Annotated in this window: 11 protein-coding genes; 3 read left to right on the plus strand and 8 right to left on the minus strand. The window is 44.1% G+C overall.

Annotated elements, in window-relative coordinates; translation table 11 throughout:
* The first annotated feature begins 127 nt into the window (after window positions 1–127).
* Window positions 128–703: a hypothetical protein gene (locus AAFX28_RS05870; RefSeq protein WP_408686510.1), complete on the plus strand. Its 576-nt coding sequence runs from the start codon at window positions 128–130 to the stop codon at window positions 701–703.
* Between the two features lie 70 nt (window positions 704–773).
* Here AAFX28_RS05870 and sstT read toward each other — a convergent pair whose 3' ends face one another.
* From sstT to AAFX28_RS05900, 6 genes are all read right to left on the minus strand, one after another.
* On the minus strand, window positions 774–1,991 hold the full coding sequence (gene sstT / locus AAFX28_RS05875) for a serine/threonine transporter SstT (protein ID WP_408686512.1): 1,218 nt from the start codon (window positions 1,989–1,991) through the stop codon (window positions 774–776).
* Between the two features lie 231 nt (window positions 1,992–2,222).
* Window positions 2,223–3,287, minus strand: a complete 1,065-nt coding sequence (gene rsgA / locus AAFX28_RS05880; protein ID WP_408686513.1) for a ribosome small subunit-dependent GTPase A — start codon at window positions 3,285–3,287, stop codon at window positions 2,223–2,225.
* Between the two features lie 245 nt (window positions 3,288–3,532).
* Complete coding sequence (locus tag AAFX28_RS05885) at window positions 3,533–3,979, minus strand: copper chaperone PCu(A)C (RefSeq protein WP_408686515.1); 447 nt, start codon at window positions 3,977–3,979, stop codon at window positions 3,533–3,535.
* Window positions 3,980–3,984: 5 nt separating this feature from the next.
* Window positions 3,985–4,575: an SCO family protein gene (locus tag AAFX28_RS05890; RefSeq protein WP_408686517.1), complete on the minus strand. Its 591-nt coding sequence runs from the start codon at window positions 4,573–4,575 to the stop codon at window positions 3,985–3,987.
* Window positions 4,572–5,000 (minus strand): hypothetical protein, encoded by a 429-nt coding sequence (locus tag AAFX28_RS05895; RefSeq protein WP_408686519.1) that lies wholly within the window; start codon window positions 4,998–5,000, stop codon window positions 4,572–4,574. Before AAFX28_RS05895 ends, AAFX28_RS05890 begins: the two co-directional genes overlap by 4 nt.
* A 103-nt stretch (window positions 5,001–5,103) precedes the next feature.
* Complete coding sequence (locus tag AAFX28_RS05900) at window positions 5,104–5,631, minus strand: GNAT family N-acetyltransferase (protein WP_408686520.1); 528 nt, start codon at window positions 5,629–5,631, stop codon at window positions 5,104–5,106.
* Between the two features lie 224 nt (window positions 5,632–5,855).
* On the opposite strand from AAFX28_RS05900, the gene AAFX28_RS05905 reads away from it, so the two are divergent.
* On the plus strand, window positions 5,856–7,133 hold the full coding sequence (locus tag AAFX28_RS05905) for an HD domain-containing phosphohydrolase (protein WP_408686522.1): 1,278 nt from the start codon (window positions 5,856–5,858) through the stop codon (window positions 7,131–7,133).
* Between the two features lie 16 nt (window positions 7,134–7,149).
* Here AAFX28_RS05905 and AAFX28_RS05910 read toward each other — a convergent pair whose 3' ends face one another.
* The gene (locus tag AAFX28_RS05910) at window positions 7,150–7,794 is read right to left on the minus strand and encodes a DUF2057 family protein (RefSeq protein WP_408686524.1); all 645 of its coding nucleotides are present in this window, start codon (window positions 7,792–7,794) and stop codon (window positions 7,150–7,152) included.
* Between the two features lie 482 nt (window positions 7,795–8,276).
* Between AAFX28_RS05910 and AAFX28_RS05915 the strand changes: the two genes are divergently transcribed.
* On the plus strand, window positions 8,277–10,814 hold the full coding sequence (locus tag AAFX28_RS05915) for a glycosyl hydrolase family 18 protein (RefSeq protein ID WP_408686526.1): 2,538 nt from the start codon (window positions 8,277–8,279) through the stop codon (window positions 10,812–10,814).
* A gap of 77 nt (window positions 10,815–10,891) precedes the next feature.
* On the opposite strand, the gene AAFX28_RS05920 is transcribed toward AAFX28_RS05915, so the two are convergent.
* Window positions 10,892–13,006 (minus strand): type I secretion system permease/ATPase, encoded by a 2,115-nt coding sequence (locus AAFX28_RS05920; protein WP_408686528.1) that lies wholly within the window; start codon window positions 13,004–13,006, stop codon window positions 10,892–10,894.
* Window positions 13,007–13,014: the final 8 nt, after the last annotated feature.

The following is a 13,014-nucleotide window of genomic DNA, read 5'->3' on the forward strand; positions in this document are numbered from 1 at the left end:
GAAATTGTAGTCAAAAATTCACTAGTATAGAAAGTAAGCAAAGTCACAAAACTTAAAACAATTAAACGCAAGTTTGAAATCTTTGCTCTAGGACATAAAGTTGTGAAACATCCGCGAGGGAAACACTATGAATATGCTGACTATCGATAAAACAGACATCCAAAAACAAGAACAACCATTTATCGCTGAAGCAGTCTTCGCGGTTGAGAAAACTAACTCGAAGCGATCTTCAGAAAAACAAACCAAAGCAAAACAACTGCTGGACCGTATGTTCCCGCTAGAAAACGGTTCTCATCAAGAAGTAACTGCTTACATGGTTGATTACCGCCATCTAGTTGCTTACTTCAAAGATGGAACCCACAGTGGCTTGAAGAGCAACAAACAATTCGTTGCTTATAGCGGTGAGAAAGAAACGCCAACGTCAATTTTGTTCCGCGATGGCACAGGAAGCCATGTTGAGCTGACATTTGGTGGCCAAAAAGGGACGGGTTGTGTAGAGCTGATTGAAATTGATGATATCCAGCTAGAGACATGTACGATGTTCCCATCAGAGAGTTCTGAAATTTCAGCAATGCGCCACTGGATTAGTTTGGTAAGGGGCGATGAAAAAGGCAAACCAAAAGCCTGTACTGAAGCAAAAGCGTACACAGGTAAAGGTGGGGAAGACTACGATCTTGAGTGTTGTTACACGATGAACAAGTAAAGAGTGACAGAAATAAAAAAGGTCTAGTAGAACACTAGACCTTTTTTGATTTTATGGAGCATGGCGTAGATTACGCTTGCTCTTTTTGCTTCGCTTTACAAACTGCCGCGGTGAATACTACGTCAGTTGAGCTGTTCAGCGCCGTTTCAGCAGAATCCTGAACCACGCCAATAATGAAGCCAACCGCAACTACTTGCATCGCGATTTCGTTTGGAATACCAAACAGGCCACATGCTAGTGGAATAAGTAACAGTGAACCACCGGCCACACCTGAAGCTCCACAAGCTGAGACTGCTGCTACAACACTTAGTAGAATCGCCGTTAAGATGTCGACTTCGATACCCATGGTGTGAACTGCGGCTAGCGTTAGTGTTGTGATTGTAATCGCGGCACCCGCCATGTTGATGGTAGCCCCTAGAGGGATTGATACCGAGTAAGTATCTTCATCAAGTTTTAGCTTCTCACACAAAGCCATGTTCACTGGAATGTTCGCGGCACTTGAGCGAGTGAAGAATGCAGTTACACCACTTTCACGGATACATTGTAGAACGAGTGGGTAAGGGTTCTCACCGGTTTTAACCAAGACGATGATCGGGTTTACAATCAGTGCAATGATTGCCATCGAGCTTAGCAGAACTGCGAGAAGTTGTGCGTAACCAGCAAGTGCTTCAAAGCCTGTAGTTGCAAGAGTTGCTGACACTAAGCCGAAGATACCGAATGGTGCAAGACGGATAATGAAACGTACAATTTGAGATACGCCATGGCTAAGGTCTTCAAACACTGCTTTCGTTGTTGCTGATGCGTGGTGAAGCGCAAGGCCAAGACCGATTGCCCATGCAAGAATACCGATGTAGTTAGCGTTCATTAGGGCGCTGACTGGGTTATCGACAAGTTTGAACAGGAGTGTATTTAGTACTTCAGCAATGCCTTGAGGTGGCGTTGCCCCTTCAGCTCCAGATACAAGTGTCAATGTCGTCGGGAAAAGGAAGCTCAGTACGACCGCGGTTAAAGCAGCGGCAAGCGTACCAAAAAGGTAAAGCACGACGATAGGACGCATATAGGTATGCTGGTTCTTTTTCTGGTTGGCAATTGAGGCAGCGACCAAAATAAAGACGAGAATTGGTGCGACAGCTTTTAGTGCACCGACAAAGAGGCTTCCAAGTAAACCCACGCTTTGAGCATGTTCTGGCGATACGATCGCTAAGCCAACACCTAAGATGATGCCTGCTAGGATCTGCAAAACCAGATTGCCACGAGCAAAACGTGCAATAAGTGAGTTGTGTTGCATAGTTATCCCTACAATGAATTGTTTTATAGATTTGTAGTCATTTCAGTTATTGAAAACTGAGGGAGGTATACTATCGCCTTGAAACTATGTGTCTAGAATTATTTGAAATTTAGCATTAAAGATTGCTAACTCGTACTTGTTGTTGTTTTTATGTTGCGCTGGTGTTTTGTTTTGGTAATTTCAATAAAGAAAAAAGGGGCATAAAGCCCCTTTAAAATAATGTTTAAACCGTTAATAACGATCGCCTTTCTTCTGAGAGCGACTCGCACCTTGAACTTTCTTATAGAACTTAGTCATCTGTTTATGAGATGCCCTTTGTTCTGCAAGAGTAGCGGTATTCCGTCGTTGCTCACGTAGTAGCTTAAGGTAATTAGTTAGACGTCGTTCTTCTAGTTCTCCAGACTCAATAGCTTCACGTACTCGGCAACCCGGTTCGTCGATATGCTGACAATCTGAGAAACGACACTGCGATGCAAGTGATTCAACATCAGAAAATGTCTCAGCTACGCCATCGGCGCAGTCAACTAATTGAAGCTCTCTCATTCCAGGAGTATCGATCAAAACAGCGCCAGTTGGCATCAAATGCAATGAACGGTTGGTCGTGGTGTGCCGCCCTTTACTATCGTCTTCACGAATCCCGCCGGTAAGCTGTGTCTGTTCGTTAAGTAAGGTATTAACCAACGTGGATTTACCCACACCTGACGAGCCCATGAATGCAACGGTATTACCTGTTTTACACCATGCACTCAGACGTTGGCATTCATTTACGTCTAAAGCGTTCAAGCTTTCTACCATTAGTAGTGGATCGAGCTTTTGAACCTGAGAGCGTTTTTCCGCGTCGTCGTCAGTTAAGTCAGCTTTAGTCAAAACAATAACGGGTTCAACTTCTGCCTCATGTGCGATCGCTAAGTAACGTTCGATACGGCTCAAGTTGAAGTCATCATTGAGTGAACAGACGATAAATAGTGTCGTGACGTTAGCGGATATAAGCTGCTCACTCACTTTCGTCCCTGCTGCTTTACGGCGAAATAATGACTGTCGGTCTAGCAAACGGACAAATCGCTGCTCCTGATCAAGAAGAATCCAGTCACCCACGGCCATTGAAGGAAGGGATTTGTGAATCTCTAAATCGATCAAGCCATGTTCACTTATGAGTTTATAGCCACTGCGATGGTGCTCACTGACGCGTGCGATCACATACTGGTGCTCTAGATCTTCTAGTGTAAGCTGTTGTTGAAAAAGGTTGTTCCAACCAAGTGTTGCTAATGAGATTGGATTGTTTTCTTTGGTATACATAATTGCCCCAAACTTGCAGAAGTTCTGCATGAATATAATTCGTTAGGGTCTTAAGACCCCGGTTTGATTAACACCGGGCAAAATAGAAGGGAAGAGAAGGGAGTAAATAGTCTGCTTTAGTCTTTCTTCACCAAATTTGCCGGGCGGGTTTGTAATACAATCATCGTTTCCTCCTGGTTCATGTTTTGTTTACGGCGCAATCATAGCAAAAGAGGTAGGCATTTGCCCACCCCATATTGTTCAGTTTAGTGATGGTGTTTCATACCGCTCATCACTTTCTTAATTGGTGCTGTGAAAGTCTGTTTTTCTCCGTTGGCAAAGGTGATCTGAACATCAATTTCTTCACCTTCGACGAGCGGCTTTTTCAGGTTAAACAACATAATGTGTAGGCTACCTGGCTTTAGCTCGACACTACCGTTAGCAGGGACCTCGATTTGTTCTACCTGACGCATCTTCATCACATCGCCTTCTTTAAGCACATCATGAAGCTCCACTTTACCTGCGGCTTCAGTTGATGCGGAAACAATGTAGCGAACGTTTTCACTGCGGTTCATAATTTCAGCAAATACGGCACTTGTCGCTGCATTTGGCGGTGTAGCACGAGCGTAAGCGTGGTGGGTCATGATGTCCATTTTTGCTTGTGCAAGTGGGCTTAATACTAAAGTGGCTAAAAGTAGTGCTTTTAGTTTCATTTGAACTAACCTTTTGAAGTAATGGTTTTAAAGGCCTCAACGAGCGGTGCTGGGGTCAAAGTATGTGGCACTTTAGTAATTAATGTGCCATCTGGTTTTAAGAAGTAGAAATACGAGCTGTGATCAAGCGTGTATTTCAATTCCGAATTTTCTAATTCTGTTTTACGGAAAATAACACCGTAACGATGAGCAAGTGGCTTAGTCACTTCTAACGGCGCAGACAGGCCTTCAATCATCGGATGAAAGTACTGAGCGTACTTATACGAATCAGCGGCAGCATCTCGTTCTGGATCCAGTGAAATAAATACAGGGCGGAAGTGATCTTTGGTTGACTGTTCGACTTGATTAAGTGCGCCAGCGAGCATTGCCAAAGATGTTGGGCATACGTCAGGGCAACGGGTAAATCCAAAGTAGACAACTCGAATTCGCTCATCTGCTTGATCGAACAATGAGACGGCTTGGTTGTTCTCACCATATAGAACAACGGAAGAGTCGGAAGTCGTTACTTGTGCGTTTTCCTGTTGATCAAGGTAGCTTTTTAGCCCAAATCCAAGGGCAAATGCAACAATTAAGATAAGAGACCAATTTTTGCTCATCTTTCCATCCTTATAGACGTTTTAATCGATGTTGTTCCGTCGCTTACTGTGCCGTACCAAGTCATGGCATCGGTAGTACAGACGGGTAAGATAACCTGCCCAGTATAAGCATTGCCTCCGGTGCTATTGAGTTTGAACACCACAGTACCCATGTCCATCTCATAACCTTGAAGTGATATTATCAGGTTATCCGCTGAACTATTTTGCCATTTAACTTCGACCTGAGTTGGGACGAGCGGTTGACTAGTTTCTTTGTCGGCACTAATGGAGATGGAATCTTCAATGCAAGGTTGAGTGGTGAGCATGCAATAGTCATCAAGTGAAATTGGGCTGTTAGATGCTTTAAACCAATGCACAATATCATTGGCGAAGAAGCCTCCGCCGACTGCTAGTACGACGAGTAGTAGCTTAACAATTGAGGGCATGTTGGTTGTTCCATGGTTTCTATCCGGCGCAATCCTAGCATACAGTTGGCTAAATCTTTGAGCTGAAAAGTAAAACTGTGCAACACATCAACTAGCTATTGCTTTATCGTTTTATACCGTATATAGCATGGTCTAAGATTCGGTCGCCCACTTTTTCTTGATTGGTTAACACTCCTTCAAGAGTCATTCCTGCACGTTCAGCAACACGTCTACTAGGCAGATTGTCCACTGCTGCTGAGAGTTGAACTTTCTGTAAATCTAACTGATTAAAAGCATAAGAGATTAGATACTTAACCACTCGAGTAATGATGCCTTTACCTTGATACGGTTGAGATAACCAGTAACCTACTTCAGCACATTTCGTATCATAATTAATCGTGTTAAAGCTGCAATTACCAACAATAGTACCTTGATAAACGATGGCGCAGGTCATCGATTTTCCGTCGGCATACTCATGTAAAACTCTTTGAATGAAAAAGCGAAAGTCTTGCTCGCTAGTACACACCCCTGGCCATGCAAGCCATTCAGACAAATAATCTATTTGGCTATTCACGATAGATGAATAATGATTGGCAAAAGATTCTTGTACCAGAGCAATCGAGATATCAGCGTCAATTTGTTGTGAAAACATAGTGCATCCATGGTCATATCGGGAATGGTAAACGTAACAGACTCGAAGAGTGATCTCCATAAGGTATTGCTGAGATTCAGTTTTCTTTCTGGCACGAAAATATCCCATCCCGTTACACAAGTCACAATTCTATTAATAACCTTTCATAATTTATGGTTTATAAGTACTACTTTCGTATACCCTCCGAGACATAAAAATTATTTATAAAACACTAAACCCTTCATATGGAATTACCCAAGACTGATTTAAGTGTCGATCTACGTCGCGTTCTTTTCGAAATTGCTTATGCTTTGGATGCTGTTGGCTTTGATGATACTTATCATGGACACCGAGTCGCGTATATTGCCTATCGGTGTGCACAACAAATGGGATGGAGTGAGCAAAGAGCGCAAAAAGCTTTTTCGCTTGGCTTGATCCACGACTGTGGTGTCTCTGATACCAAAGAAATTGATGGTTTGCTAACTACGTTCGCCCCAAAAAACACCAAAGATCACTGCATTAAAGGTTATCAGTTACTAAAGGCATGTCAGCCCCTGTCTGAATTCGCTACACCGATTTTATACCACCATACATGGTGGAAAGAGCTTTCAAGCTTAGATGAACTTAGCGAAGAAGATAAGCAGTTTGCAGCGCTGGTTTTTATCGCTGACCGAGTGGATTATCTTCATGGCTGCTACCCCCTAGATTCATATGGAAACATCACTCAGGCCAATAAGATCAACCTTGAGGGAGAGCTTGTCGCTAACTCAGGAACAATGTTTGATCCCCGACAGGTAACAGGCATGGTGGAACTGATTCAGTGTGATGACTTTTGGTTTTCTATGGACTCAAGGTACATAGAAACTCTTGCTTGTCAGTTCTCAAGCTTACCTTTCGGAGTTCATCGCACAGGGTTGGAGCAATCAATAGAAGTTGCTGAACTGTTTGCAAACATTGTTGATGCAAAAAGTTCATTTACCTATCAGCACTCTAAGCATGTCGCCGAGTTGGCTGAATTTCTTGCTCAGAAGTTAGGTTATGACTGTCGCACTCAACGTATGCTTTACTTGGCAGGGCTCATTCACGACATTGGCAAACTTAAAACGCCAAATAGCATTTTACATAAGCCGAGCGCGCTGACCGACGAAGAGTATTGCTGTATTAAAAGGCATGCAACGGATTCAAGGCATGCTTTACAAAATATGTTTGCTGATTCCTTGATCATTCAATGGGCTGCAAATCACCACGAGAGACTCGATGGGTCTGGTTATCCCCTTGGACTGAATGCCTCTCAGCTTGATGGGCCAAGTCGGTTGGTCGCGGTGGCCGATGTGTTCCAGGCGTTAACTCAATCTAGACCATACCGAGAAGGGCTATCGCTTGAGTGTACGCTCGATATTATTCAAGAGTTGGTTGAGACGGGGAAACTTGATCGCTTGGTGTTTGAATGCTTGCTGGATTATCAAACTACGTGTTATCAGATTTCGACTGGTCGAAAACAGCATCAGCCAGCGTTAATATAACGCTGGCAGACAAGTCTTACTGCTGATTTATGTAGTTTTTAAAGCGTGCTTGAGTTTCAGCGTCTGCTTTGCTGTACCAAAAATGCAGCATTTCTTCAGCCGTATTGTCAGAGGCTTTGCCATCTTTAGCTGGAATTTGGGCTGGCAATGTTACTGGCACAGCTACTGCAGTTGAAAGAGCCGCAATACCACCTTTTCGGTTGTATTCCGCCAATTCAATTTGGTGGTTACGGCCGATTTGCATACCATCTTTAACTAACTTATCTTGCTTGACGGCAACTTCGTTACCATTGTTGTCGTTGAGGCTCCACTCTACATTTCGAATTTTCTTCGAGCCTTCATGCTCATTGCGATAAGTCGGGAGCTCAAACTGTAATTCTGCATCTTTCGCAGTAAATGTCCCGATAATCGGATCACTTTCTAAAATGATACGGTCCTTACCTTGATCAAAGTATGGGTTGTATGTAAACAGAATTTGGTTCTCTCCGTCAGGAAGCGTGAGAGTTTTTGTTGCTGAGAAAAAACCGCCCGACAGTTCTGGCTTTGTGTCATTAGCAATCAGAACTTCGACAGTGTCAGGAACTTCAATGGTGACAGCAGCAGTAGTGAAACCGCTAAATCCTAGCGCAACGGTAGTAAGTAGTGTTGTTTTAATTTTCATTTTGAGTTTCCTAATAAACAGGCACTTAACTCAAAGAGAGTGCCTAGCTTGTGGATTCATTGCAATGTCCAAATGTAAGAAGTTCGAAAAATTAATCAAATCTTAATGAACAATAACGCTATTCCTGCATCAGAGGGTGTCAAATCCAGTGATAGGTCTTCAAAGGGGGGAGGTAATCACCTGACTGGTTATAGTGTTCTATACTGTTATATCGATTCCAAATAGTTCTACTCTCTAGCAAGATCGTATATCTATTTTGATTATTCTGTTGATGCCGCTAGCTGCAAATTTTTGACTCGACATTCCACTTGTCATGTAACATTTTGATAACTTCAAATTGATTTTTGGCCTTGGCTCGTAATTAGTTTTAATTTTTTCTATCTAAAAAAAAGTCTCTTAAATACTGAAGAGGATGTTTCCGATTGACGGAATCAGACTTAGCCCCTTTTAGGGCACATATTCAAGGAACGAGAGAAATAGGTATGAATCGTATGAACTTATGCGCTGCAAGTATTGCTTTAGCAGTATCAAGCGCAGCGATAGCCGCTCCTACAGCGCCGAGTGTCGATGTATATGGCTCGAACAATCTTCAGTTTTCTAAGATTGAATTAGCCATGGAAACCGTATCGGGTTATAACCAGATGGTGAAGTATCACGAAGAAGCTGATATCACCATTAAGTTTAATCAATGGAGTGGTACAACAGGCGACACTTACAAAATCTACTTTGATGGTACACAGGTGGCAACGGGCCCAATCAGTGGCAGTCAAACGGATGCGACATTTAAATATGGCAAAGGTGGTTTGTACCAAATGACCATCGAAGCGTGTGATGCGACTGGTTGTAGCACTAGTGCTCCGGTTGAAGTGACGGTAGCGGACACTGACGGGTCACATTTAAAACCACTGACAATGAATATCGACCCGAACAACAAGTCTTACAATACTGACCCAAACACAGTAGTAGGTACGTATTTCGTTGAATGGGGTATCTATGGCCGTGATTACACAGTAGATAACCTTCCTGCGGACAATCTAACTCACATTCTTTACGGGTTTATCCCAATTTGTGGACCAAATGAGTCGGTTAAGTCGGTTGGTGGTAATAGCTACAATGCACTGATGACAGCTTGTCAGGGCGTGCCAGATTACGAAGTTGTTATCCATGATCCTTGGGCGGCTTACCAAAAAAGCTTCCCGCAAGCTGGGCATGAATATAGCTCTCCAATCAAAGGTAACTACGCGATGCTTATGGCACTTAAGCAGCGCAACCCTGATCTGAAAATTATCCCTTCAATTGGTGGCTGGACACTTTCTGACCCATTTTTCGATTTCACTACCAAAGCGAACCGAGATACTTTTGTTGCCTCAGTTAAGCGATTCTTAACGACGTGGAAGTTTTACGACGGCGTGGATATTGACTGGGAATTCCCGGGTGGTGGCGGTGCTGCTGCTAACTTAGGGGACCCAGTTAACGATGGTCCTGCGTATATTGCCCTAATGCAAGAACTTCGAGTGATGCTTGATGAGCTTGAAGCGTCAACTGGCCGAAGTTATGAACTGACTTCTGCAATTGGTGTGGGTCACGACAAGATTGAAGATGTGAATTATGGTGAAGCGATTCAGTACATGGATTACATCTTTGCTATGACCTACGACTTTTATGGCGGTTGGAACAATGTAGTGGGCCACCAAACCGCATTGTACTGTGGTGGCTTTATGCGCCCAGGTCAGTGTGATGGTACTGGTGTTGATGAAAACGGTGAAGCGTACAAAGGACCGGCCTACACGTCTGACAACGGTATCCAATTATTGCTAGCGCAAGGTGTTCCTGCAAGTAAGCTTGTTCTTGGTGCTGCTATGTATGGTCGTGGTTGGGAAGGTGTGATGCCAGAAACACTATCAGATCCAGCTGATCCTATGACTGGTGTTGGTAACGGCAAGTTGAAAGGCTCTACTGCGCAAGGTGTTTGGGAAGACGGTGTTATTGACTACAAAGGTATTAAGTCGTTCATGTTGGGTGACAACAGCCAAGGTATCAACGGTTTCCAGTATGGCTATGATGAGCAAGCTGAAGCGCCTTGGGTATGGAACCCGACTACAGGCCAGCTAATTACATTTGATGACGATCGCTCAGTGAAAGCAAAAGGTGCGTACGTACGTAACCTAGGCCTAGCGGGTCTATTCTCTTGGGAAATTGATGCTGATAACGGTGACATTTTAAACGCGATGCACGAAGGTCTAGCTGGTGGTCCCCCGCAAAACCGAGCTCCAGTTGCGAATGCGGGTGTAGATGTGACAGTCGTTGGACTTGCTAATGTCAGCCTTGATGGAAGTGCTTCAAGTGATTCTGATGGCACCGTTGCAAGCTATCAATGGGCGCAAGTTTCTGGAACTCCAGTAACTTTGAGCTCAGCAAATAGCGCAGTAGTAAGCTTTGATGTAGTAGAAGTTGCTCAAGTTGAAACGTTAAGCTTTAAGCTAACAGTGACTGATAACGAAGGTGCAACATCAACTGACACAGTCGTTGTCACGGTTAACCCTAAAGATCTTCCTCCAGTCAATGAAGCGCCAGTTGCTTCAGTGACTGCGCCTACTAACGTAAATGCAGGTGATGTCGTTGTTGTTGACGCATCCGGCTCGACTGATGCTGATAACGATGCTCTTACTTATACATGGAGTGTTCCTGCAGGTCTTACAGCTACGGTTGATGGTGCGACAGTGAGCTTTGTTGCTGGTGAATATACTCAAGACACTTCGTTAGCCTTTACTGTTACAGTCAGTGATGGACAAGCTGAGTCTTCTGTTTCGGCTACAGTTGTCGTAGCGAAGACATCTACTGGTGGTGAACTGTGTGACAACTTGTGGCAATCAGGTTCTGTATATAACGGTGGCGACCAAGTTTCTTGGGCTGGAAAAGTCTGGGAAGCGAAATGGTGGACACAAGGTGATGATCCAACGCAATCAGGTGAGTGGGGCGTTTGGAAAGAAGTTGGCGCAGCGAACTGTGCAACTAACTAATTAGTCGTTAATCTAATAAAAAAGCCATTCGAGGAAACTCGAATGGCTTTCTTTTTATACGAGTAACTAAGCTTGAGTTAATTTACCGCTCTTACCTTACCTTGCTTAAGGTTATTCAGAACGTCAGCTTTAGGCCCATCGGCGATAACGCAACCTTTCTCCATAACAATGACACGGTCTACTACATCAAGCATTGAAGTCTTATGCGTAATCAAAATCAAAGTCTCACTCTGCTTCAACTGAGCTAACTGTTGCTTAATATGCATTTCTGAACGGTTATCCATTGCACTGGTCGGCTCATCCATTAATAAAACAGGTGGACGACCTAATAGAGAGCGTGCAATTGCTACGGCTTGACGTTGGCCCCCGGATAGCAGCATACCGCCTTCACCGACCTGACGTTCGAGGCCTGCTGGATCTTGTTGAGTAAATACCGTTACGCCTGCGCGGTTCGCGGCATCAAGCACATCGCGGTCATCAGCTAGAGGGCGACCCAGTGTGATGTTGTCACGAATACTGCCATAAAATAGTTGGCTATCTTGTGGTACACAGCCTATGTTGCGGCGAATATCGATGTGGTGTAGCTGATCGATATCAGTATCATCAATACGGACGTGGCCTTCAGTTGGTCTGTAAAGGCCCATGATTAGACGTTCAAGTGTTGTTTTACCTGAGCCAATACGTCCAATGATAGCCACCTTCTCGCCTGGATTAATCGTTAGACTTAAATCTCGAACCGAGGCAATTGGTGAGTCAGGGTAGTGGAACGTTACTTTATCTAATTCAATTTTGCCGTGTACGATCGGGCGGTGAATGTAGCGCTTTCCTTCTTCTTGCTCATCAGGCATTTCCATGACTTGTTCGATGATCGTCATCGATGATTTCGCTTGATTGTAACGTGTCGAAAGCAGTGAAAGCTGAACCATTGGGCCAATAGCGCGGCCGCTAAGCATTGTCGCTGCAATCAGGCCGCCCATCGTCAAATCACCTTCAGCAATTAGATAAACACCTAGAATGATCATGCCTACGTTCGAGGCTTGTTGAACAAAGCCTGCGGTATTCTGAATACCATCGGTAATCCGGCGGCTTTTAATGTTCCAGTTTGCCATGTGAGCTACCGCTTCCTCCCAACGGAACTGGAATTGGCTTTGTGCTCCAAACAGCTTAACGGTTTCTAAACCTGAAAGACTTTCGATAAGGTTGGCGTATTTTTGCGATGCTAAGCGTGAGCCTTCTTCAATGGTATGACGCAATGGCCCTTGAATAAGTAGCGAATAGACAACCAGAATAAGTACACCCACGATAGGCACAATAACCAAGTTACCCGCCATAAGCCAGATCAGCACTAGGAAGAGAATGGCAAACGGAAGGTCTATCAAAGAGCCAATAGTCGCAGAGGTAAAAAACTCGCGAATAGACTCAAATTCTTGCAGGTGTCGAGCGAAAGCACCAACCGATGCTGGCCTTGCTTCCATCCGAATCCCCATTACTTTGCTAAATAGCTTGGAAGAAATGAGAATATCGGATTTTTTACCCGCGACATCGATGAAGTAACTCCGCATCAACTTCAAAGTAAGATCAAACAAGAAGATTACGAAAATACCGCTTGCTAGCACCCATAAGGTTTCGAAGGCGAGGTTCGGGACCACCTTATCGTAAACCAAGCGAGTAAACATGGGTGCTGCGATGGCGAACAAGTTAATTAGAATTGAAGCGATGAGAACATCACGATAGATTCTTTTAGATTGCCAAATTGTTCCCCAAAACCAGTGTCCTTCACGGGTTTTAAGTACTTCCGGTGAGCGTTCGTCATATCGAAACTGTTTCTTTACCAAGAAGTAACGTCCGATGTAGAGCTGGTTTAGCTCCTCAATGCTCATGGAGATAGGAACAAGCCCTGACTCTCCAGTCACGATCTCTGCTTCGGTTTTCTCTTCGTTGATGCTATTTAGAACACATGCCTCACCATTTTTCAGGATCAATACGACGGGCATGACCAATTGAGAAATCTCAAGCAATCCAGAGCGATTCTCTTTAGCAACCAAGCCTGCTCGTTCAGCAGAGCGAGGGAATAAGAATGGCGTCAGTTTGCCATCAGAAAGTGGCAAACCGTTAATTAGAGCTTCTGGCGAATTCGCTAAACCATAGTATCGACTGACGTAGATAAGAGAATTTAATAGCGGGTCTTGCATGCTATACC

It is taken from the genome of Vibrio sp. TBV020, from assembly GCF_046056895.1.
Lineage (GTDB): Bacteria > Pseudomonadota > Gammaproteobacteria > Enterobacterales > Vibrionaceae > Vibrio.